The following is a 22662-nucleotide window of genomic DNA, read 5'->3' as shown; positions in this document are numbered from 1 at the left end:
CACCATGGGAACCGTGAAGAAGACAGAACCCGAGGCCAAGCTGCTCGTCGTCGACGATGAGCCGAACATCCGCGAGCTCCTCTCCACGTCCCTGCGCTTCGCGGGCTTCGAGGTCATCGCCGCCGGCAACGGCCGCGAGGCCCTCGCCGCCGCCGAGGAGCAGGCACCGGACCTCGTGGTCCTGGACGTCATGCTGCCGGACATGGACGGCTTCACCGTGACCCGCAAACTGCGCGCGGCGGGCCGCCACGTCCCCGTCCTCTTCCTCACCGCCAAGGACGAGACCGAGGACAAGGTCCAGGGCCTCACCGTCGGCGGAGACGACTACGTGACCAAGCCGTTCAGCCTCGACGAGGTCGTCGCGCGCATCCGCGCCGTCCTGCGCCGGACGCAGCCCGTGCTGGACGACGATGCCGTGATCCGCGTCGATGACCTCGAGCTCGACGACGACGCCCACGAGGTGCGCCGCGGCGGCGTCATCATCGACCTCTCGCCCACGGAGTTCAAGCTCCTGCGCTACCTCATGCTCAACCCCAACAGGGTGCTCTCGAAGTCGCAGATCCTGGACCACGTGTGGGAGTACGACTTCAACGGCGATGCCTCGATCGTCGAGTCCTACATCTCCTACCTGCGCCGCAAGGTCGAGGCCAACGGTCCGAGCCTCATCCAGACCAAGCGCGGCGTCGGCTACGTCCTGCGGACTGCGGAGAAGCGCTGACCGTGCTGGCCCTCTGGAAGGGCGCGTCGCTGCGCTCGCAGCTCATCGTGATCATGATGGTCCTGCTGACCGGCGCCATCTTCCTCACGGCCGCCGCGACCGTCACCCAGCTCAAGACCTTCCTCGTGGGCCAGCTCGACGACAAGCTCGAGAACGCCTCGATCTTCGCTCAGAAGAACCAGAACATTGCACTCCTGACGGACCCGAACCCGCTCCTGCCGAACGACTTCGTGCTCGTCATCTATGGCGAGGACGGATCCCAGCCGCGCCTCTACTCGAATGTGTCCAATGCCCCGGGCCGGCCCGACGTCGCCGTCCTGACGCCGGACGAGGCCGGCTGGATGCAGTCCGTGCAGGAGATCCGACAGTCCCGCGGCACCGAGCGCGACGTGGACTGGCGCTACACCGCGATCCCCGTGCGGGTCCTGGACACCGGCGAGCGAGCGACACTCATGATCGCGCTGCCCCTGACGAATGTCGACAACGCCGTCCAGCACACGCTCGGACTCACCGCCGCCCTCGGGATCATCACGCTCGCGTCCGCCTTCCTCATCGCGACATGGACCGTGACACATGCGTTCAGGCCCCTGAGACGGGTCGAGAAGACCGCCGCCGCGATCGCCGCCGGTGACCTGTCGCAACGCGTCGACACGGAAGCGCCCGGGACGGAGCTCGGCAGGCTCTCCTCCTCGCTCAACGCGATGCTCGCGCACATCGAGGTGGCGTTCCAGGCCCGGATGGCCTCGGAGGCGCGGATGCGGCGGTTCGTCTCGGATGCCTCGCACGAGCTGCGCACGCCGCTCGTGACAATCCGCGGCTTCTCCGAGCTCTATCGGCACGGAGCCCTCGGGACGGACGACGACGTCGCGACCGCTATGGGCCGGATCGAGAGCGAGGCCAAGCGCATGGGCGCCATGGTCGAGGACCTCCTCACCCTCGCCCGGCTCGACGAGCAGCGCCCCGTCCAGCTCAAGCCCGTCGACCTCCTCCCCCTCGCCCACGACGCGCTCGTCGACGCTCAGGCGGCGGCGCCCGAGCGCGCCTTCCGGCTCGTGGGGCTGGACGACGGCGGGCGACCGGGTCCCGCCCCGACGCTCGGCGACGAGGCCAAGCTGCGCCAGGTCGTGGGCAACCTCGTGGGCAACGCGCTGCGCTACACCCCCGACGGGTCGCCCCTTGAGATCGCTGTCGGCACGCGGGCGTCGGGCACCCGGCACGCGGCGGTCCTCGAGCTGCGGGACCACGGGCCGGGCATCGCCGCGGAGGACGCGACGAAGATCTTCGAGCGGTTCTACCGCGCGGACACCTCGCGCACACGCGACACAGGCGGCACGGGGCTCGGCCTCGCCATCGTGGCCGCGATCGTGGGGTCGCACGGTGGGACCGTGCGGCACGAGGAGACCCCCGGCGGCGGGGCGACGTTCATCATCGAGCTCCCCCACGTGGCCGTCCCCGAGCGGCCGGCCGAGCCGCCGTCGAGCGCCGCCGAGCCGGGCCGGGCGGTCGACGCGGCCTCCGAGCGGTCCTGACTCCTCCTCCACAGGGGCCCATTTCGGGCGCGTTATCCACAATCCGCAGGATCCGGCTCCGGGCGACCGGGAGGACTCCTAGGCTCGAAGGGCAGGCGCGGCGCGGCCGCGAACCGACCACGGAGAGCAGGATGGAATGGCCATTGTGAAGGTAGACACCGACGCGATCGACGTCAGCGCCCAGCGCGTCCTGGCGACGGCAGAGCGCGTCCAGGCGGAGGTCCAGACCATGAAGGGCGATCTCGAGAACCTTCGCGGCAGCTGGCAGGGGCAGGCAGCGAACAGCTTCCAGGCGCTCGTGGCCGACTGGGCGCGGACGCAGGCCCAGGTCGAGGCCTCGCTGGCACAGATCGGAGGAGCGCTGCGCAGCGCGGGCAGTGCCTACGGCTCGATCGAGAGCGACAACGCCCGCCGCTTCGCCGTCTGAGCCCTACGGCAGCGGCCGGAACCCGGCCGGGCCTTGCCCACCGTCAGGCGCGGGCCCGTCCACCGGTGCGGTCTGGCAGGATTGAGGCCATGACCATCACCGCCGCTGCAGACGGCTCCGCCCTCGGCAACCCCGGCCCCGCAGGCTGGGCCTGGTACGTGGACGACTCCCGCTGGCATGCCGGCGGATGGCCCCACGGGACGAACAACCAGGGCGAGCTCATGGCCGTTCTGGACCTGTTCCGGGCCACCGCGCACCTCCCTGAGGAGCCGCTGCGCATCCTGTGCGACAGCCAGTACGTGATCAACTGCGTCACGAAGTGGATGCCGGGATGGAAGAAGCGGGGATGGAAGAAGGCCGACGGCAAGCCCGTGCTCAATGTCGACCTGCTCCACCAGATCGACGCCGAACTCGCCGGGCGCACGTATACCTTCGAGTGGGTCAAGGGCCACGCAGGGCACACCCTCAACGAGGCCGCTGACGAGCGGGCCCGCGCGTGCGCGCTCGCCTTCCAGTCCGGCGCGGCGCCCGTCGAGGGGCCCGGCTTCGACGGGGTCCCCCACGGGCGCGTCCTCGCCGAGGCCGAGCAGCCGCTCGACACGCAGCAGCCCGGCCTGTTCGGCGACGAGTCGCTGCCCGGGGCGGCCGCGACTGGCGCCTCGTCGGCCGCCGAGAAGGACATTGAGGCGGTCGTCGAGCTCGAGCAGGAGCTCCTCGACCCAGAAGTGCGTGCGGACTATGGCCAGCTCGCCTACCTCCTGCACCCCGACTACTCCGAGGTCGGCGCCTCCGGGCGGCTGTGGGGCCGGGAGGAACTCATCGAGGAGCTGGTCGACGGGCCCGAGCTCCAGGTGCGCTTCGAGCTGGTGGACGCCGCGGCCGTGGGACCGGACGTGGTCCAGCTCGTCTACCGCACCGTCGGGGTCCAGGGCTCCGCCCTGCGCTCGTCGCTGTGGCAGCGCACCGACGGCCGCTGGCGGCTGCGCTTCCATCAGGGAACCCCGGAGGCCTGACGCCCCGTCCAGGCCCCCGTTTCGGGTACATATCTCGTCGCCCAATCCACGTTCCGGGTACGCATCTGGACGCACATTCCACGTGTCGGGTGCAGGCCTCGTCGTCCGTCCGCCCTGGAATGTCCGCGAGCGCCTGAACGCTCCCAAGTGCCGCCCCCGTCATGCCCCCGCACGCCGACGGCGGGGCCCCCACCGCAGTGGAGACCCCGCCGTCGTGCTTCTGCCGCGTACCCGAAACGCCGGAATCGCGACGAGATGCGTACCCGAAAGGGAGGGGGTGGGGGTTAGAAGCCGCCCATGCCGCCCATCTCGTCGCCACCGGGCATGGCCGGGGCGGCCTTCTCGGGCTTGTCGGCGACGACGGCCTCGGTCGTGAGGAAGAGGCCGGCGATCGACGCGGCGTTCTGCAGCGCCGAGCGGGTGACCTTGACCGGGTCGTTGACGCCGGCCGTCAGGAGGTCCTCGTAGACGCCCGTGGCGGCGTTCAGGCCGTGGCCGGCGGGCAGGCTGCGGACCTTGTCGACGACGACGCCCGGCTCGAGGCCGGCGTTGAAGGCGATCTGCTTCAGCGGGGCGTCGATGGCGACCTTGACGATGTTGGCACCCGTTGCCTCGTCACCCTCGAGCGTGAGGTTCGCGAACGCCTTGGCGCCAGCCTGGATGAGGGCCACGCCGCCACCAGGGACGATGCCCTCTTCGACGGCGGCCTTCGCGTTGCGGACGGCGTCCTCGATGCGGTGCTTGCGCTCCTTGAGCTCGACCTCGGTGGCCGCGCCGGCCTTGATGACGGCGACGCCGCCGGCCAGCTTGGCGAGGCGCTCCTGGAGCTTCTCGCGGTCGTAGTCCGAGTCGGAGTTCTCGATCTCGGCGCGGATCTGGGACACGCGGCCGGCGATCTGGTCGGCGTCGCCGGCACCCTCGACGATCGTGGTCTCGTCCTTGGTCACGACGACCTTGCGGGCCTTGCCGAGCAGCTCGACCGTGGCGTTCTCGAGCTTGAGGCCGACCTCCTCGGCGATGACCTGGCCGCCGGTGAGGATGGCGATGTCGGTCAGCATGGCCTTGCGGCGGTCGCCGAAGCCCGGGGCCTTGACGGCGACGGACTTGAAGGTGCCGCGGATCTTGTTGACGATGAGCGTGGCCAGGGCCTCGCCCTCGACGTCCTCGGCGATGATGAGGAGCGGCTTGTTGGTCTGCATGACCTTCTCGAGGACCGCGACGAGGTCCTTCACCGAGCTCACCTTGGAGTTGACGATGAGGATGTACGGGTCCTCGAGGACCGTCTCCTGGCGCTCGGCGTCGGTGACGAAGTACGCGGAGATGTAGCCCTTGTCGAAGCGCATGCCCTCGGTGAGCTCGAGCTCGAGGCCGAAGGTGTTGGACTCCTCGACGGTGATGACACCCTCCTTGCCCACCTTGTCGAGGGCCTCGGAGATGAGCTCGCCGATCTGGGTGTCGCCGGCGGAGATGGACGCGGTGGCGGCGATCTCCTCCTTGGTCTCGATCTCCTTGGCGGACTCGAGGAGCTCCTTGGTGACGGCGTCGACGGCCTTCTCGATGCCGCGCTTGAGGGAGAGCGGGTCGGCGCCGGCGGCGACGTTGCGGAGGCCCTCCTTGACGAGCGCCTGGGCGAGGACGGTGGCGGTCGTGGTGCCGTCGCCAGCGACGTCGTCGGTCTTCTTGGCGACCTCCTTGACGAGCTCCGCGCCGATCTTCTCGTACGGGTCGTCGAGCTCGATCTCCTTGGCGATGGAGACACCGTCGTTCGTGATCGTGGGGGCGCCCCACTTCTTCTCGAGGACGACGTTGCGGCCACGGGGGCCGAGGGTGACCTTGACGGCGTCGGCCAGCGTGTTCAGGCCGCGCTCGAGACCGCGGCGGGCCTCCTCGTCGAATGCAATGATCTTGGCCATGACGGCTTGGAGTCCTTCCGGGACGTGACTGTCTTAGTGGCCACCTGCTGCAGCGCCCGCGACGGCCGGCTCCCTGGCCCGCTACGCGAACGGTCCTGGTCGCCTCACCCCAGCGAGGTGTTCCCTTCCCCCCGCTGGCGACGGCGCCTCGCCGGCCCGTCCGGGCCCGCTCGGTTAGCAGTCTGCCTGCGGGAGTGCTAGGTCAATCATTAGCACTCGACCCCTCCGAGTGCAAGCGCGGGGGACGCCGGATGAGGCCCCGGGCGGCGCCTCAGCGGGCGACCGTGACCTCGCCGTCGACCTTCGGCAGGTTGTCCGCACCGAAGCGCAGCACCATGAACCGCGCCGTCGTGATGTCCCCGTGCCCGTCGAACGCCACGGGCCCCGACTGGCCCTCGTAGTCCACGGCCCTACCGGCCCGGGCGAGCTCGAGGCAGGCTGGCAGGCCAGTGCAGTCCGTACGGTCCGGGCTCCCCGTGCCTGGGTCCCCGCCCGAGACCGCGGTGAGCCGCGAGGCGATGGAGGCGCCAGCATCGTCCTCGGCGACCGCGGCGGCGAGGATCGCGAGCGCTGCCGCGTCGTAAGCCTCGGCGGCGAACGCCATGTCGGTCAGATCCTCGTCCTGGCCGAGGATTGCGGTCTGGAACTCGGCGCTCGGGAAGACGCCCGGGACGACGACGCGCGCGCCCTCGAGGGAGCGGGCCGCGAGCGCGGACCCGTAGCGGCCCACGAGCCCGTCCGAGAGCACGAGCCTGCCGCCGGAGAGACCCGCCTCGGCAAGCTGGGCGAGGATGGCCGGCCCGCCGTCGTGGGCGACGACGGCGACGGCGTCCGCTTCCTGGGCGCCGAGCGCGGCGGCCGCCGCGTCGTGGCCCCTGAACTCGGCGCTGCCCGCGTCCTCGAGGCCGGCCGCGCCGAGCGCCGCCTTCGCCCCGTCGGCGACGGCCTTCCCGCGGGAACCGGCCTGGTTCAGCACCGCGACGCTGCGTGCGCCGGACTGGCGCGCGAGCTCGACGAGCGCGGCGCCTTCGGCGGCCTCCGCGGCCGTGGTGCGGAAGTAGAAGCCGCTGCTCGGGTACGAGCTCAGCGGCGTTGAGGTGTTCGCGGGCGAGATGAGCGTGACCTTGGCGTGGGCGAGGACGTCGATGGCGGCCGGAGCGCGGCTCGAGTCGGTCGGTCCGATGACGACGTCGGCACCCGCCTCGACGAGCCGCCGCGCCGCCGCGCCCGTGTCGGCGGACGGCTCGGCGTCGAGGAGCTCGACCGGCTTGCCCGCGTGCCCGCCCGCGGCGTTGGCCTCCTGGACGGCGAGGACGACGGCGGCGAGCTGGGCGTCGTTGAGGTAGGCCGACTCGCCCTCGTTGTCGAGGAGGAGCCCGATCCGCAGCACGCCGTCCCCCGAGGGTCCGGGCTGCGCAGTCCGCGCGTCTCCGCCCGGCGTGCACGCGGCGAGCGCGAGGGCCGCCGCGGCGCCGCCCGCGAGGGCACGGAGGAGGCCGGCGCGGGCCTTGCCCGCCCTGTGGGGTCGGGGGTCAGCACCGCGGCGGGTGCGCGCGATCAAGGCGGCCATGTCAGCCGGCGTACCCGGGGCCGATCACCGCGGCGAGCGGGATGCCGAGGCCTGGCGCCTCGAGGACGGTCGGGATGCCGAGGTCCGCCGCGAGCGCCTGGGCGGAGGCGGCGTCCCCCGCGCTCCGGTAGAAGACGATCGATGTGTTCACGGGCCCCCCGCTCCAGTTCCCCACGGACGTGACGGCCCAGCCGGCCGCGCGGGCCTGGTCGCCGACCCGGCTGGCGAGGCCCGCAGTGCCGGTCGAGTTGTAGACACCGACCTCGAGGGCGCGGTTGGCGCCGCCGGACGAGGCCGCGGTGGCCGTACCGGCGGCCGACGGCGAGGGGCTCGCCTCCGTCGGGCTGGCCGACGGCGAGGCGCTCGTCCCCGTCGAGCTCGGCGTCGGGGCCCCGCTCGGGGCGGCGGACGACGGCAAGGGGACACCGGCCATCGAGGACGTGTCGGCAAGGCGCGGCATGAGGAAGAATGCGGCCGCGCCGATGATCAGCGCGGCGATCCCGGCCGCGATGATCCAGCCCAGGCCGCGCCGAGGCTCCGTTGACCGGGTGCGGTGCACGCCCTGGCGGCGCGGGGACTCGGGGACTGCATCGAACTCGTCGCGGAGGTAGGTGCTCATGCCTGCGTGGGGTCCTCGGTTCTCGGCCTGCTGGGAGGGGCAGCGTCAGGCGTCCCCGCCGAGACGGCGGGCGGTGCGCGCGCGCTGCCGCGACGTCCTCAGTCTACGCAGCCTCTTGACGAGCATCGGGTCGTGCGCCAGTGCCGCCTCCGTGTCGATGAGCGCGTTGAGAAGCTGGTAGTAGTGCGTCGCCGAAAGGTCGAAGAGCTCGCGGACGGCCTGCTCCTTGGCGCCGGCGTATTTCCACCAGCCGCGCTCGAGGGCGAGCATCTGCACGTCGCGTTCCGAAAGTCCCGTGGTGGGGCGACCCTGCGCCCCAAGATCGAGCCCATGGGTCTTCTGCGCTGCTGCCGACATGCCCTCCAGTCTAGGGAAGGAACTACAGGCATGTCATTCGACGCGGCCGCCGGGGCCCCGGCCTCCTCTGGCAGACTGGGTGCGGTGATGGACTCCGAGCCGCTCTTCGACCTGCCCGTTGCAAGGGCAGGCACCGCGGCGTCCCGCCCGTCCGGCGCAGCATCCGACATCCCGCCTGACCCGGAGGCCGACGCGCGGGACCTGGGCGGCATGGCCGGCGCGCCCCTCGAGGAGCTTGTGCACTCTGAATGGGTGCACGCGCTCGCTCCCGCGGAGCCCGCCCTGCGGCGCTCACTCGGCGCGCTCGCCGCGGAGGCCGGGGACGGCGCCGTCGTGCTTCCCCCGCCCCGCCGGATCCTGCGGGCCTTCCAGCAGCCGCTCTCCGCGGTGCGCGTCCTGCTCCTCGGCCAGGATCCGTACCCCACGCCTGGGCACGCGATCGGGCTGAGCTTCGCGGTCGACGCCGCGGTCGCCCCGCTCCCCCGCAGCCTCGCGAACATCTACCGCGAGCTCACCGCGGACCTGGGTGTCCCCCCGCCGCACGACGGCGACCTCTCGCCGTGGGCGGACGAGGGCGTCCTCCTGCTCAACCGGGTCCTGTCCGTGCGCGCCGGCGCGGCCGGCTCGCACCGGCGGCTCGGCTGGGAGGAGGTCACCGACGCGGCGGTGCGGGCCGTCGTCGCGCGCGGCGCCCCGCTCGTCGCCGTGCTCTGGGGCAAGGACGCCCAGTCCGTGAGGCCCCTGCTGGGAACGACGCCGGTCATCGCCTCCGCGCACCCCTCGCCGCTGAGCGCGTCCCGGGGCTTCTTCGGCTCGCGGCCCTTCAGCCGCGCCAACGAGCTCCTCGCGTCACAGGGCGCCGCTCCCGTGCGTTGGGCCTGAGGGCCGGCGGGCCAGCCGGTAGTCTGGGGCGCATGACTCTGCCCGCCCAGACCCCCGTGCCACAGGACGCGGCCGAATCCGGCCCCTCCACCCCGGCCAGGAAGGCGCGCCCGACGCTCGACCTCGTCGTCGTCCGCACCGAGCAGCTGAGCCCCCACCTCGTGCGCGTCGTGGCCGGCGGTCCCGGCTTCGACGCGTTCGCCGACAACGGCTTCACGGACAAGTACGTCAAGGTGTCCTTCCCCACCGCGCTGCCCGGCGGGACGTGGCCCGAGGGCCCCGTGGACCTCCCCGCGCTCAAGGAGCAGCTGCCGCCCGAGCAGTGGCCCGTGATCCGGACGTACACGGTGCGCTCGTTCGACCCCGAGGCCCGCGAGCTCGCCCTCGACGTCGTCGTCCATGGGGACGAGGGGCTCGCCGGCCCGTGGGCCGCCGCCGCGCAGCCAGGCGACCGGATCGTGTGCGCGGGCCCCGGCGGGGCCTACTCCCCCGATCCCGACGCCGAATGGCACCTCTTCGCCGGCGACGAGGCCGCGCTGCCGGCGATCGCCGCGGCCCTCGAGGCGCTCCCCGAGGACGCCAAGGGGCTCGCGTTCCTCGAGATCGGCTCCGCCGACGACGTCGTCGAGATCTCGGCGCCCGCCGGCGTTGAGGTGCGATGGCTCTCGCGCGAGGGCTTCCCGGCCGGCGAGACGCTCGTGCTGGCGGAGGCCGTGGCCGAAGCGACGTGGCTGCCCGGCACGCCGAACGTCTTCGCGCACGGCGAGCGGGGGGCCATGAAGGAGCTCCGGGCCATCTTCAAGGAGCGCGGGATCCCGCGCGAGAAGCTCTCCCTCTCGGGCTACTGGGCCCTGGGCCGCGCCGAGGACCAGTTCCAGGCGGAGAAGAAGCTGCCCATCGGGCAGATCTGAGCGGCCGGGCCTGACGCTGGGGCGTGCGAATCTCCCCGGCTTTGGCCTTCAACCTGCGGCGTGTCGGCCCATTCTCCGGCGTGTCGGGGCGCTCGTAGCCTCAAAGCTGGGGAAACCTGTACGGCGGAGGCGCGGACCGCACGTGAGGGCGTCAGCGGCGGCGGGACCTCCGGCGCTGCTCGAGCGCCGCGACATTGCGCGTGAAGGGCCGGGCGAGGTTGTCCCCGAGCACGATCCCGCCAGCGGCGCCGAGGATGATCGCCATGGCGGTGAGCATCCCGCCCGCCCCGGTGACGATCTGCGCGGCGTCGACGCTCGCGACGTACATGGACCGGAAGATCGTCAGACCGGGCAGGAGGATGAGCGCGGCGGGCACGGCGACGACGAGTTGCGGCGCCCCGAGCCGCAGTGCCACGATCCGTGCCAGGAATCCCATGACGACGGCGCTCGCGGCCGGGGCGATGCTGTCCCCCGCCCCGAGCAGCCCCACCGCCGTGAGGGCGAGGTACCCGGCCACGCCGACGCCCGCCGTCGGCAGCACGAGCCGTCGCGAGGTCTGCTCCGTGACGGCGATCGCCGCGACGGCGGTCGCGATGAGCAGCACTTGGACCACGTACGGGTAGGCGGCCGGGAACGTCTCGGTGACGTCGATGCGCTCGACGCCGAGCAGCTCGCCCGCCGCGGACGCGACCGCGATGCCTCCCACGACGGCGGCGAACGTCAGGAACGCCGAGAGGAACCGGCCGGCGGCGGTCACGGGGAAGCCGTTGATGGCATCCTGCGTCGCGGAGACGAGCCGCGCCGTCGGCAGGAGCAGCAGGATGCCGCCCACGACGACGATCGCCGGCGCGATGGGCAGCTGGGCCCAGTACAGCAGCAGCGCGATGATCGTGACGAGGAACGAGCTCGCGAGCGTCGTGAAGAAGTCCGGGACGCGCCAGCGGCCGAAGACCCGCGCGACGAGCGAGATGAGCAGGTTCGAGCCGAACGCGATGAGCGAGGCGAGCTGCCCGCCGCCGAGCACGGCCACGAACACGGCGGCGAACACGCCGAAGGCGGCCGTGACGGACCACTTGGGGAACGGCTTGGCGCGCCGCGTGATGCCCTGGAGGCGGCGCATCGCCTCGTCCCGGCCCACGCCGCCGGAGGCAATCTCGCTCACGAGCTGGTGCACGAGGGTCAGGCCAGCGTAGTTGGACGTCCACGAGCGCACGACGCGCAGGAGGTTGATGGGAGTCCCGTCCTGGGGCGCGTAGTTGATCGCCACGGACTGGTTCGTGATGTCAACCTCGACATGCTGGAGCCCGAACGCGGCCGTGACGGCGATGATCGACGTCTCGACCTCGAGCGCGCCGGCGCCGTAGCGGAACATCGTCTCGGCGAGCTTGAGCACGAAGTCCAGGGTCCGGCGGGCCGAGTCGTCGGCGCCCTGCCGGATCGTGAGATTCGCGTAGGGGCTGCCAGCGAGGCGGTCCACGATGCTCAGCGGCGCCGTGGGCGGGTTCTCGCCGCGCACGAGCCGGGCCAAGACCCGTTTGGCGGCGGCGTTGGCGCGGACCTGCGAGGCGGTGATCGGCTCCCCCGGGGTCGCGGGTCCGGCCACCTCTGGCACCGGTGAGGTCAGGGGCGCCGGCACCGGCTCGGCGGCAGCGGGCGCGGCGGGCACGTCGGTGAAGGCGACCGGGGTGATCTTGGGGATGGCCCCGGCCGGGATGTCCCCGCCGGAGCGGTCGGTGTGCTCCGTCTCAGCCATGGGCCCGTGTCCGTTTCGTGCGAGGCCTCAGTAGAACTGCTGGCCGGTGCGGCGCGTGTACAGCTGGCGGGCGATCCGCTCGCCAGCGAGGGACCAGGCCCTGTACCGCGCCGGGTCGATGACGAAGTCCCAGCAGCCCACGAAGTCCGTGACGGTCTTCGAGAACGAGGTCTTGAACAGGCCCAGGCCGTGGAACGGGTGCTCCTTGTCCTTCACCTGCGCGGCGGGCGGGGTGCCGCAGAAGTCGTACTCGGTGCAGCCGAGGGCCTTGACGTCGTTGATGGCGCGCCACTGGACGAGGTGCGAGTCGCCGTACTGCGAGCGGTTCTGCAGCGAGCCCCCGTCCTTGTACGTACCCTTGCGGCCATAGTTGATGACGAACGCTCCCACGGACGGGCGGCCGTTCTCGTAGACGAAGTACAGCCGGCCCTGGCCGCGCGAGGTGAACTCGGTCCAGAACTGGCGGTAGTAGTCCAAGCCGCGCACCTGTGCGCCCGTGCGGGACTTGGTGGTCAGGGTACCGGTCATGAGCTCGTGCATGGTCCGGTAGTTCGCGGCGGTGGGTTCGGCCTCGACGACCTCCACGCCCTCGCGCTCGGCGCGGCGCACGGCGTTGCGCCCGCGCGAGGAGATGCTCTTGAGCACGAGGTGGGGCTCGGAGCCGATGTCCAGGACCGCCGTCGAGTCGTTCGGCTGGAGGTTGGGGACCTTGACCAGGCCGGCTCGCGCGAGGACGGCACGGGCCTCCTCCGAGTCCACGATGTCCGGCTCGATCTTGACCGCGAACACGCCGAGGCGCTCCCGGCGCACGAGGTCGCGGACGGCGTCGAGGGCCGCGGGGATGTCCTCGACGGAGGCGACGTCGGGGCCCTTGATGAGGTACCAGAAGCGACCCAGGAGTGGGAAGGACTTCTCGAGCACGAGGTTGTAGCTCGGCTGTGCGGCTTCCCCTCCGGCGCCGCCGGTCGGCTCGAGCACGAGGTGACGGATATCCCAGCCGAAGTTCCGTTTGACCGCCGCGAAGGCCGCGGACTGCAGGAGATTGCCACCGTTGGGGTTGGCCGTGACGTGCTTGTCCCAGTTCTCGATCTCGGACTCGCTCGCGAAGCGTGCATTGAGGCTGGCGGAGAGGGTGGTCACGGGCACGGGATCCCTTCGGTCTGACTGCGGGCCCTTGCCAGTCTAGCCAGTCTGCGACCGGCGCCCGCCCCACTCGCCGGTGCCGGGACGCGGGTCGGTTTGGGTCCGGCCAGAGAAGGGAAAGCGGAGGGCATGGCACACAACATCACTGGCAAGAAGGTCGCGTTCCTCGCGCGCAGGGGCGTCGAGCAGGCCGAGCTCACGGAGCCGTGGAAGGCGGTCGAGCGGGCCGGAGGGCAGCCCGTCCTGGTCTCCCCCGAGGAGGGACACGTCACGGCCATGAAGGGCGACTGGGAGCACGGCGAGTCGTTCCCGGTCGACGTCCCCCTCTCCGCCGCGAGCGCGGACGACTTCGACGCGCTCGTCCTGCCGGGCGGCACGCTCAACGCGGACAGGATGCGGCTCGAGAAGGAGGGCGTGGCCCTCGTGAAGTCCTTCGTGGAGGCCGGGAAGCCGGTCGCGGCCATCTGCCACGGCCCGTGGATCCTCATCGAGGCCGACGCGGTCCGTGGCCGCACCATGACCTCGTACCCCTCCCTCGAGAGCGACCTGCGCAATGCCGGGGCCGAGTGGGTGGACCAGGAGGTCGTGACCGACCGCGGCCTCACGACCTCCCGCAGGCCCCGCGACCTCGAGGCGTTCTGCCGCGCGATGATCGAGGAGATCGCTGAGGGCCGGCACGGCTAGGGCAGGCTTCGCAGGCCTGCCCGCCCCGCTCCTGCGAACCAATCTCACCAGGCCCCTTGACGGACCCTTCGGACCGTTATACATTCAAGACGCATAAAAAATGTCGTCGACAATCGACAACCGCGCTCGTGCCCGGCACCGAGGAGAAGACCATGGCATTCGACACCCTGCCGAAGTTCGTCACGTTCGACATGAACGGAACGCTCATCAAGTTCGCGATCAACGACACGATGCGTGACGTCCTCGGCGACCGGCTCCCTGCGGAGGTCGCCGATGAGTACCTGCGGATCTGCAAGGCGTACCGGATCGACGAGTGCATGGGCGCGTACAAGCCCTTCCACCAGATCGTCGCCAACTCCATGGAGCGCGCCTCGCGCAAGGTCGGCCTCGAGTTCCGCGCGGACGAGGCACGCGAGGTGTACGACCGGATCCCCACCTTCGGCCCGTACCCCGGCGTCACGGCGGCGCTGAACCGCCTGGCCGAGGCCGTCCCGCTGGTCATCATCACCAACAGCGACACCGCGCAGGCCGAGCGCCTCGCAGAGAAGCTCAAGGCCCCGTTCGAGGTCATCATCACGGCCGAGCAGATGGGCTGCTACAAGCCGCGCCTCGCCGCGTTCGACTACCTGTTCGAGAAGCTCGGGGTGACCCCGGACGAGCTCGTCCACGTCTCCGCGAGCCCGATGTACGACCTGCGCTCCGCGGCCGTCATGGGGATCGAGAAGAAGGTGTACGTGGACCGCGGCTTCGAGCACGACGAGCACTGGCTCGGCTACGAGCGCATCACCGACATCGCCGATCTTCCCGTCCTCTTCGGCCTGCCGCGGCCCGACGCCTCCTAGGAGAGAGCTCTACCGCCCCGCGGTTCCCGCGCGGGTGAGCCGGAGACCGCGGCGCCCAGCGCGCCGTCGACCGCCGCGAGCACGCGGGCTGCCGCCTCCTCCTCGGTGCCCGAGGCGTCCACGCGCAGGAATCCGGGGAACGCGCCGAGGGAGCGGTAGGCGGCGTCGAAGGCCGCGAGATCAGCCTCCGTCTCGACGTCGGTCCCGCGCCGGCGCACACGCTCGGCGGCGAGGGCTGGCGGCACGTCGAGGTACACGACGAGGTCCGCCGGCGGCAGCCTGTCCGCGAGCCGGCTGAACCAGCGGGGCGTCGCGACGCCCCGCGCGGCGTCGAGCGCGAGCTGGCACACGGCGTGGCGGTCGTGGACGACGACGGCGGGCGGCCGGGCACGCGAGGCGAGCCGCCGCTCGCCGCGCAGGAGATTCGCGGCCCGCACGCCCGCTTCGAGGAGGCTCAGTCCCCGCGCGCCGAGGACGCGAATCGCCGTCGTGCCGGCGCGGCGGGCGAGCGTGTCGAGCCTGCGCCGGCCTCCGGGGGCGGCGAGCAGCTCGCTCTCGATGCCCCGCGCGGCGAAGGCGTCGGCGAGGGCGCGCGCCGCCGTCGACTTGCCGGAGCCGTCGACGCCGGCCAGGACGATTCTCATGGGCGCGCCGCCCAGGGAACCGGGCTGGCGGGGCGAAGGGTAGGACATGGGGACCTCCTGGGGTTGACCACAACCCTAGAGAAGGAGCGTCAGCCGCCGCTGGGCGTCCCCTGTGCGCCGGCTGAAAGCCCTCCCCCCACACACACAACGCCGCATCGCAACACGCTGTTATGGCAGCGCCATAACAGCGTGTTGCGATGCGGCGTTGGGCGTAGGAGGGAGGGAGGCTGGTCAGCACTCGACGACGTTGACCGCGAGGCCTCCCATCGCCGTCTCCTTGTACTTGTGGCTCATGTCCTTGCCGGTCTCGCGCATGGTCACGATGACCTCGTCGAGCGAGACGCGGTGCGAGCCGTCGCCCCACAGGGCCATCTTCGCGGCGTTGATCGCCTTGGCCGCGGCGATGGCGTTGCGCTCGATGCACGGGACCTGGACGAGCCCGCCGATGGGATCGCACGTGAGGCCGAGGTTGTGCTCCATCGCGATCTCGGCCGCGTTCTCGACTTGGGCGGGGGTGCCGCCCATGACCTCGGCGAGCCCCGCCGCCGCCATGGACGACGCCGATCCGACCTCGCCCTGGCAGCCCACCTCCGCGCCGGAGATGGAGGCCTGCTCCTTGTAGAGGACGCCGACGGCGCCGGCGGCGAGGAGGAACGTGACGACGACGTCGTCCTTGTCCTCCTGCGTGGCCTGGTCCATCCCGGGCGCGTAGTTGAGGGCGTAGTAGAGGACGGCGGGGATGATGCCCGCGGCCCCGTTGGTGGGGGCCGTAACGACCCGCCCGCCCGAGGCGTTCTCCTCGTTCACCGCGAGGGCGATGAGGTTGACCCACTCCTGCCAGTACTTCGGGTCGCGGTCCTTGTCCTCTTTGAGGAGCCGCTCGTGCCAGTCGGGCGCGCGGCGGCGGACCTTGAGCCCGCCGGGCAGGAGGCCCTCGCGCTTGAGGCTGGATTCGACACAGCCCTCCATGACGGACCAGATGTGCTTCAGGCCCTCGCGGATCTCCTCCTCGGAGCGGGAGGCCTTCTCATTGATGAGCATGATGTCGCTGATCGAGAGGCCCTTGGAGGCGCACCGGCCGAGGAGCTCGGCGGCGGTGCGGAACGGGAACGGGAGCTCCTTCTTGGACTCGTCGAGCTCTGTCTGGGCGGACTGCTCCTCGCCCTCGCGGACGATGAAGCCTCCGCCGACAGAGAAGAAGGTCGCCTCGTGGAGCAGTTCGGGTGAGCCGGAGGGGCCGTCGGCACCGGCCGAGCCCTCGGCGTCGGCGGCGCCGTCACCCGCAGCGAAGACCTGAAACCGCATGCCATTCGTGTGCCGGGGCAGGACGGTGAGCGGGTGCAGGACCATGTCCTCGACGCCGTACGTCAGCAGGGCCCCGCCCGCGAGGTTGAGCTTGCCGGTGCCGGCGATCGAGGCGAGGCGCTCCTCGACTTGGTCGGGGAGGATCTCCTCGGGTTCGAAGCCCTCCAGCCCGAGGAGGACGGCGGTGAAGGTGCCGTGGCCGTGGCCCGTGGCCGCGAGGGAGCCGTACAGGTCGACGCGCAGCGACGCGACCCGGTCGAGGAGGCCCTTCTCGCGCAGTTCGCGCGCGAAGACCGCACCGGCCCGCATGGGCCCGACGGTGTGGGAGCTGGAGGGGCCGATGCCCACGGAGAAGAGCTCGAAGACGCCGACTGCCATGTCGACCACTCCTTCCTCGAGAAGACGGTGAAGGGTACGCGCGCCCCGCGGGCCGGCCGGTGGGCCGGTGCGGGGCGCGCGCGTCCCGGTGCTCAGGCGAGGTCAGCCACGCCCGGGTAGAGGGGGTGCGCCGCCGCCAGGGCGTCGACGCGGTCCTTGAGGCCGGAGAGGTCCTCGTCCGGGCCCGCGATGAGGGCCTGGGCGATGATGTCCGCGACCTCGCGGAAGGCGGCCTCGCCGAAGCCGCGGGTCGCGAGGGCCGGGGTGCCGATGCGCAGGCCCGAGGTGACCATCGGGGGCCTCGGGTCGAACGGGACGGCGTTGCGGTTCACGGTGATGTCGATCGCCGCGAGCCGGTCCTCGGCCTGCTGACCGTCGAGGGCGGCGTCGCGCAGGTCCACGAGGACCAGGTGCACGTCGGTGCCGCCCGAGACGACGCCGATGCCGGCGGCCCGGACGTCGTCGGCCGTGAGGCGCTCCGCGATGATCTTCGCGCCCGCGAGGACGCGCTCCATGCGCTCCCGGAACTCCTCGGACGCCGCGATCTTGAACGCGACGGCCTTGCCCGCCACGACATGCTCGAGCGGGCCGCCCTGCTGGCCCGGGAAGACCGCCGAGTTGATCTTCTTGGCGATGTCGGCGTCGTTCGTGAGGATGATGCCGCCGCGCGGGCCCGCGAGGGTCTTGTGCGTCGTGGACGTCGTCACGTGTGCGTGCGGCACGGGCGAGGGGTGCAGTCCCGCGGCGACCAGGCCCGCGAAGTGGGCCATGTCCACCATGAGGAAGGCCCCGACCGAGTCGGCGATCCGGCGGAACTCGGCGAAGTCGAGCTGGCGCGCGTAGGCGGACCAGCCCGCCACGATGAGCTGCGGCCTGTGCTCCTGCGCGAGCCGCTCGACCTCGGCCATGTCGATGCGGTGGTCGTCCTCGCGCACCTGGTACGGGATGACGTTGTAGAGCCGGCCGGAGAAGTTGACCTTCATCCCGTGCGTGAGGTGGCCGCCGTGCGCGAGGTTCAGGCCCATGATCGTGTCGCCGGGCTTGATGAGCGCGTGCATGACGGAGGCGTTGGCCTGCGCGCCGGAGTGTGGCTGGACGTTCGCGTACTCGGCGCCGAAGAGGGCCTTGGCGCGGTCGATCGCGAGCTGCTCGATGACGTCCACGTGCTCGCAGCCGCCGTAGTAGCGCTTGCCCGGGTAGCCCTCGGCGTACTTGTTGGTCAGCACGGAGCCTTGGGCCTGCATGACGGCCACGGCCGTGTGGTTCTCGGATGCGATCATCTCGAGGCCGCCGCGCTGACGGGCCGCCTCGGCGTTGATGCTCGCGGCGATCTCGAGGTCGAGGACGGCGAGGTCGGCGTCGAGGGAGGCGGAGCGGACCTGCTGGAAGGCGGCGGCGTCCTGCCTGATGGCCCCGGCGTTCACAGCTCGCCGCCGTTCTTGGACGCGTACTCCTCGGCGGAGAGCAGCGGGCCCTCCTCGGACACCTCGACCGCGAAGAGCCAGCCCGCGCCGTACGGGTCCTCGTTGACCAGGGCCGGGTTGTCGATGGCGTCCTGGTTGACCTCGACGATGGTCCCGGTCACGGGGGAGTACAGGTCGGAGACGCTCTTCGTGGACTCGATCTCGCCGCACGTCGCACCCGCCGTGACCTCGCTGCCGACCTCGGGCAGGTCGAGATACACGACGTCGCCGAGCGCGTCGGCGGCGACCTGGGAGACGCCGACCTTGGCCGGGGCGGCGGCGGTGTCGAGCCATTCGTGCTCTTCGGAGTACCGGAGGCCGGTCTGGACCTTGCTCATGTCAGTGCTTCCTTCTTTCGTCGCTGGAAAGGCTGGGGGCTACTTCTGGCGCTGGTAGAACGGCAGCGCGACGACCTCGAAAGGCTCGGCCTTGCCGCGCAGGTCAGCGTCGAGGCGCGTCCCGGGGGCGGAGTGCTCGACGTCGATGTACGCGAGCGCGACCGGGTAGCCGAGCGTCGGGCTCGGCTGTCCCGAGGTGACCTCGCCGACCTTCACGCCATCCTTCAGGACCGGGTAGTGCGAGCGGGCCGCACGTCGCCCGAGGCCGCGAAGGCCCACGAGGCGCTGGCCGCTCGTGGCGCCCTCGCCGTCGTCCTTCGCCGCCTGCAGCGCGGCGCGGCCCACGAAGTCGCCCTCCTTGCTCTTGAGCGCGACGACGCCGCCGAGGCCCGCCGCGAACGGGGTGCGCTCGCGCGAGAGCTCGTTGCCGTAGAGCGGCATGCCGGCCTCGAGGCGCAGCGAGTCGCGCGAGGCGAGGCCGCAGGGGATGAGCCCGTGGCCCTCGCCCGCCGCGGCGAGCGCCTTCCACAGCTCGGCGGCGCGCCCGTTGGGCACGAACAGCTCGAAGCCGTCCTCGCCCGTGTAGCCCGTGCGGGCGAGGAGCACGGGGATCCCGGCGGCCTCGAGCTCGACGGCGGCGTAGTACTTCAGGCCGACCACGGCCGCGGCGTCGTCGGGGTGGACGACGGCGAGCACGATCGCCTCGGCGTTCGGGCCCTGGACGGCGACGAGGGACGTCTCGGCGGAGGCGTCGCGCAGCGTCACGGCGGCCGCGCCGCGAGCGGCCTCGAACGCGGCCAGACGGGCCTCCAGCTCGGCGGCGACAGTCGGGGCATTGCCCGCGTTCGGGACGACGAGGAAGTCGTCCTCGGACACGCGGTAGACGATGAGGTCGTCGATGATCCCGCCGTCCGTGGCGCAGATGAGCGAGTACTTGGCCTTGCCGACAGGGATCGCCGAGAGCTTGCCGACGAGCGCGTAGTCGAGGAGGGCGCCCGCGTCGGGTCCCGTGGCCCAGATCTCGCCCATGTGGGAGAGGTCGAAGAGGCCCGCAGCCTCGCGCACGGCCCGGTGCTCGGCGAGCTCGGAGCCGTACTTGAGGGGCATCTGCCAGCCGCCGAAGTCGGTGAAGGATGCCCCGAGGGCGGCGTGCTCCTCGTGGAGCGCGGTGTGCTTCTCTGCAGCGGTGGGCGCAGTGGTGGTCTCAGTCATGGAGGTCTCCTGGGAGGTGGGGAGCGGCCGCGTCAGTTCTCGAGGGCTGTGTTCTGCTCGAACGCTTCGAGCGGCGGGCACGCGCACACGAGGTTGCGGTCGCCGCCGGCGCCGTCGATCCGGCCCACGGGCGCGAAGTACTTGTCCTGGGTGCGGGTCCGGCCCGGGAAGGCCGCCTGCTCGCGCGTGTAGGGCCGCTCCCACTCGGTGGACACGACCGCGGCAGCCGTGTGCGGTGCGCGGCGCAGCGGGGAGTCCGCGAGGGCGAAGTCGCCCGCGGCGACCTGGTCGATCTCGGCGCGGATCGCGATCATCGCCTCGATGAACCGGTCGATCTCGCCGAGGTCCTCGGACTCGGTGGGCTCGACCATGAGGGTCCCGGCCACCGGGAAGGCCAGGGTCGGGGCGTGGAAGCCGAAGTCGATGAGGCGCTTGGCCACGTCTTCGGCGGTGACGCCGGTCTTGGCCGTGAGCTGGCGCAGGTCGAGGATGCACTCGTGCGCGACCAGCCCGCCCTCGCCCGTGTAGAGGACGGGGAAGTGCTCGTCGAGGCGCTTGGCGATGTAGTTCGCCGCGAGCAGCGCGGACTTCGTGGCCTCGGTCAGGCCGTCCCCGCCCATGAGCTTGACGTAGGCCCACGAGATCGGCAGGACGCCGGCGGAGCCGAAGCGCGAGGCCGAGATCGGCACGTCGCTTCCGCCCTGCCAGTCCGCTGCGTTGCCCGGCATGAACGGGGCGAGGTGTGCTCGCGCAGCGACGGGGCCGACGCCGGGGCCGCCGCCGCCGTGCGGGATGCAGAAGGTCTTGTGCAGGTTCAGGTGGGAGACGTCGCCGCCGAACTGGCCCGGCTGGGCGAGGCCGACGAGGGCGTTCATGTTGGCCCCGTCGATGTACACCTGGCCGCCCGCGGCGTGGACCGCGTCGCAGACCTCGCGCACGTCGGCGTCGTACACGCCGTGCGTGGACGGGTAGGTGATCATGATCGCCGCGAGCCGGTCCCGGTTCGCTTCGATCTTGGCGTAGAGATCCTCGTGGTCGATCGTGCCGTCGGCGGCGGTGGCCACGACGACGACCTTCATGCCCGCGAGGACGGCGGAGGCGGCGTTCGTGCCGTGCGCCGAGGCGGGGATGAGGCACACGTCTCGCTGGGCCTCGCCGCGGGAGTGGTGGTAGCCGCGGATCGCGAGCAGGCCCGCGAGCTCGCCCTGCGAGCCGGCGTTCGGCTGGATCGAGACCTGGTCGTAGCCGGTGATCGCGGCGAGGTCCGCCTCGAGATCGGCGATGAGCTCGCGCCAGCCCTCGGTCTGGGAGTCCGGGGCGAAGGGGTGGATGCCGGCGAACTCGGGCCACGTGATGGCCTCCATCTCGACCGTCGCGTTGAGCTTCATCGTGCACGAGCCGAGCGGGATCATCGTCCGGTCGAGCGCGAGGTCGCGGTCAGAGAGGCGGCGCAGGTAGCGCAGCATCTGGGTCTCGGAGCGGTAGGAATGGAACACCGGGTGCGTGAGGTAGGCGCTCGAGCGGTGCGCGGCGTCCTCGAGGCCGAACCCGCCGGCCGGCTCCCCCGATCCCGCGGTGTCGACGCCGTCGCCCGGCGCACCCGCCTGTGTTGACGCAAACACACCGGCGACGGTGTCCACAATGTCAGCCGTCGTCGCCTCGTCGCACGAGATCCCGACCGTGTCGGCGTCGACGAGGCGCAGGTTCACGCCCTGCTTCTCGGCCGCGGCGACGAGCGCGCCAGCGCGGCCCGGGACGCGGGCGGTGACGGTGTCGAAGAAGCTGCGGTGCGCGATCTCGACGCCGGCGCCCTCGAGGGCTGCGGCGAGCGAGCGGGCGTGCGCGTGGGTGCGCTGCGCGATCGCCTTGAGGCCCTCGGGTCCGTGGTAGACGGCGTACATCGAGGCGACGATCGCCAACAGCGCCTGCGCGGTGCAGATGTTCGAGGTCGCCTTCTCGCGGCGGATGTGCTGCTCGCGGGTCTGGAGCGCGAGGCGGTAGGCGGGGGTCCCGGCGTCGTCCTTCGACACGCCCACGAGCCGGCCCGGGAGCTGGCGTTCCAGGCCCGCGTGCACCGCCATGAACGCCGCGTGCGGGCCGCCGTAGAACAGCGGGACGCCGAATCGCTGGGCGGAGCCGACGGCGATGTCAGCGCCCTGCTCGCCCGGGGACTTGATGAGGGTCAGTGCGAGGAGGTCGGCGGCGACCGTGACCATCGCCCCGCGCTCCTTCGCCTCCGCGATGAGGGCCGTCGCGTCCGCGACCCGCCCGGACGCGCCGGGCTGCTGGAGCACGACGCCGTTGATCGGCCCCTCGGGCAGACCCTCCGAGAGGTCCGCGACCTCGACCTCGAAGCCGAGCGCCTCGGCGCGGCCCTTGACGATCGAGATCGACTGCGGGAACAGGTCCGCGTCCAGGACGGTCCTGCCGTTGGAAGCGGCCTTGTCCTTGTTGGCGCGGCGCATGAGCAGCACCGCCTCCGCGACGGCCGTGGCCTCGTCGAGGAGGGACGCGTTGGCGATCGGCAGGCCCGTGAGGTCCTCGACGGCGGTCTGGAAGTTCAGCAGCGCCTCGAGCCGGCCCTGGGAGATCTCCGGCTGGTACGGCGTGTAGGCCGTGTACCAGGCCGGGTCCTCGACGACGTTGCGGCGGATCACCGGCGGGGTCACGGTGTCGTAGTAGCCCTGCCCGATCATCTGGACGCGGGGCTGGTTCTTCGCGGCGAGGCGGCGCAGGGCGGCGAGTGCCTCGGTCTCGCTGAGCGCGCGGGAGAGGACGAGCGGCTTGTGCTGCTTGATGCTGTCCGGGACGGCGGTGGCTGCCAGCGCATCGGCGCTGTCGAAGCCGACCGTGTCGAGCATGTGCTTGATGTCCGCATCGCGCCGCGCGCCGATATGGCGCTCGACGAAGGCTGCGGGTGCTGAAAGGTCCGTCACGGGGAACTCCATCAATCTGGCCGAC

The 22662-nt window shown here is 71.7% G+C and carries 20 protein-coding genes; 8 read left to right on the top strand and 12 right to left on the bottom strand.

The window, feature by feature from the left end; all coding sequences use genetic code 11:
- Positions 1–4: 4 nt before the first annotated feature.
- The 4 genes from BV907_RS16315 (at position 5) to BV907_RS16300 (ending at position 3687) form a co-directional block, all read left to right on the top strand.
- Positions 5–718, top strand: a complete 714-nt coding sequence (locus BV907_RS16315; RefSeq protein ID WP_175637500.1) for a response regulator transcription factor — start codon at positions 5–7, stop codon at positions 716–718.
- Positions 719–720: 2 nt separating this feature from the next.
- Positions 721–2247, top strand: coding sequence for a sensor histidine kinase (locus BV907_RS16310; RefSeq protein WP_175637499.1), 1527 nt, complete (start codon positions 721–723; stop codon positions 2245–2247).
- A gap of 145 nt (positions 2248–2392) precedes the next feature.
- Entirely contained in the window at positions 2393–2674 is a 282-nt protein-coding gene (locus tag BV907_RS16305; RefSeq protein WP_425441651.1) for a WXG100 family type VII secretion target, read from the top strand.
- 89 nt (positions 2675–2763) lie between these two features.
- Complete coding sequence (locus BV907_RS16300; RefSeq protein WP_077490794.1) at positions 2764–3687, top strand: ribonuclease HI family protein; 924 nt, start codon at positions 2764–2766, stop codon at positions 3685–3687.
- A gap of 284 nt (positions 3688–3971) precedes the next feature.
- On the opposite strand, the gene groL is transcribed toward BV907_RS16300, so the two are convergent.
- The 4 genes from groL to BV907_RS16280 all read right to left on the bottom strand — a co-directional run bounded on the left by groL (position 3972) and on the right by BV907_RS16280 (position 8146).
- The gene (gene groL / locus BV907_RS16295) at positions 3972–5600 is read right to left on the bottom strand and encodes a chaperonin GroEL (RefSeq protein WP_077490793.1); all 1629 of its coding nucleotides are present in this window, start codon (positions 5598–5600) and stop codon (positions 3972–3974) included.
- Positions 5601–5871: 271 nt separating this feature from the next.
- On the bottom strand, positions 5872–7170 hold the full coding sequence (locus tag BV907_RS16290; RefSeq protein WP_077490792.1) for an ABC transporter substrate-binding protein: 1299 nt from the start codon (positions 7168–7170) through the stop codon (positions 5872–5874).
- A 1-nt stretch (position 7171) separates the two neighbouring features.
- Positions 7172–7789 carry a LytR C-terminal domain-containing protein gene (locus tag BV907_RS16285; protein WP_077490791.1) on the bottom strand — a complete coding sequence of 206 codons (618 nt, stop codon included), beginning with the start codon at positions 7787–7789 and terminating at the stop codon, positions 7172–7174.
- A gap of 45 nt (positions 7790–7834) precedes the next feature.
- Positions 7835–8146, bottom strand: a complete 312-nt coding sequence (locus BV907_RS16280; protein ID WP_077490790.1) for a DUF3263 domain-containing protein — start codon at positions 8144–8146, stop codon at positions 7835–7837.
- 30 nt (positions 8147–8176) lie between these two features.
- Here BV907_RS16280 and BV907_RS16275 point away from each other — a divergent pair, with 30 nt between their 5' ends.
- Positions 8177–9028: a uracil-DNA glycosylase gene (locus BV907_RS16275; RefSeq protein WP_342745572.1), complete on the top strand. Its 852-nt coding sequence runs from the start codon at positions 8177–8179 to the stop codon at positions 9026–9028.
- A gap of 32 nt (positions 9029–9060) precedes the next feature.
- A complete protein-coding gene (locus BV907_RS16270) occupies positions 9061–9939 on the top strand; it encodes a siderophore-interacting protein (protein ID WP_077490789.1) in 879 nt (292 codons plus the stop codon).
- Between the two features lie 151 nt (positions 9940–10090).
- Here BV907_RS16270 and BV907_RS16265 read toward each other — a convergent pair whose 3' ends face one another.
- Both BV907_RS16265 and BV907_RS16260 read right to left on the bottom strand, forming a co-directional pair.
- Positions 10091–11692, bottom strand: a complete 1602-nt coding sequence (locus tag BV907_RS16265; protein ID WP_077490788.1) for a threonine/serine exporter family protein — start codon at positions 11690–11692, stop codon at positions 10091–10093.
- 27 nt (positions 11693–11719) lie between these two features.
- Positions 11720–12832: a lipid II:glycine glycyltransferase FemX gene (locus BV907_RS16260; protein ID WP_077490850.1), complete on the bottom strand. Its 1113-nt coding sequence runs from the start codon at positions 12830–12832 to the stop codon at positions 11720–11722.
- Between the two features lie 132 nt (positions 12833–12964).
- Between BV907_RS16260 and BV907_RS16255 the strand changes: the two genes are divergently transcribed.
- Both BV907_RS16255 and BV907_RS16250 read left to right on the top strand, forming a co-directional pair.
- The gene (locus BV907_RS16255) at positions 12965–13519 is read left to right on the top strand and encodes a type 1 glutamine amidotransferase domain-containing protein (RefSeq protein WP_077490787.1); all 555 of its coding nucleotides are present in this window, start codon (positions 12965–12967) and stop codon (positions 13517–13519) included.
- A gap of 152 nt (positions 13520–13671) precedes the next feature.
- The gene (locus BV907_RS16250) at positions 13672–14361 is read left to right on the top strand and encodes a haloacid dehalogenase type II (RefSeq protein WP_077490786.1); all 690 of its coding nucleotides are present in this window, start codon (positions 13672–13674) and stop codon (positions 14359–14361) included.
- On the opposite strand, the gene BV907_RS16245 is transcribed toward BV907_RS16250, so the two are convergent.
- The 6 genes from BV907_RS16245 to gcvP form a co-directional block, all read right to left on the bottom strand.
- A complete protein-coding gene (locus BV907_RS16245; RefSeq protein ID WP_077490785.1) occupies positions 14358–15053 on the bottom strand; it encodes an AAA family ATPase in 696 nt (231 codons plus the stop codon). The two genes, BV907_RS16250 and BV907_RS16245, sit on opposite strands and share 4 nt — an antisense overlap.
- A gap of 183 nt (positions 15054–15236) precedes the next feature.
- Positions 15237–16688 (bottom strand): L-serine ammonia-lyase, encoded by a 1452-nt coding sequence (locus BV907_RS16240; RefSeq protein ID WP_077490849.1) that lies wholly within the window; start codon positions 16686–16688, stop codon positions 15237–15239.
- 92 nt (positions 16689–16780) lie between these two features.
- A complete protein-coding gene (glyA, locus tag BV907_RS16235; protein WP_077490784.1) occupies positions 16781–18112 on the bottom strand; it encodes a serine hydroxymethyltransferase in 1332 nt (443 codons plus the stop codon).
- Positions 18109–18489: a glycine cleavage system protein GcvH gene (gene gcvH / locus BV907_RS16230; protein WP_077490783.1), complete on the bottom strand. Its 381-nt coding sequence runs from the start codon at positions 18487–18489 to the stop codon at positions 18109–18111. The genes glyA and gcvH overlap by 4 nt, the downstream gene beginning before the upstream one ends.
- 39 nt (positions 18490–18528) lie before the next feature.
- Positions 18529–19701, bottom strand: coding sequence for a glycine cleavage system aminomethyltransferase GcvT (gene gcvT, locus BV907_RS16225; protein ID WP_077490782.1), 1173 nt, complete (start codon positions 19699–19701; stop codon positions 18529–18531).
- A 32-nt stretch (positions 19702–19733) separates the two neighbouring features.
- The gene (gene gcvP / locus BV907_RS16220) at positions 19734–22649 is read right to left on the bottom strand and encodes an aminomethyl-transferring glycine dehydrogenase (protein ID WP_139346838.1); all 2916 of its coding nucleotides are present in this window, start codon (positions 22647–22649) and stop codon (positions 19734–19736) included.
- Positions 22650–22662 lie beyond the last annotated feature (13 nt).

Source organism: Sinomonas mesophila, assembly GCF_001999765.1.
Taxonomy (GTDB): domain Bacteria; phylum Actinomycetota; class Actinomycetes; order Actinomycetales; family Micrococcaceae; genus Sinomonas; species Sinomonas mesophila.
Note: the sequence above shows the minus strand (reverse complement) of the source record. Positions and strands in the feature narration are given on the sequence as shown.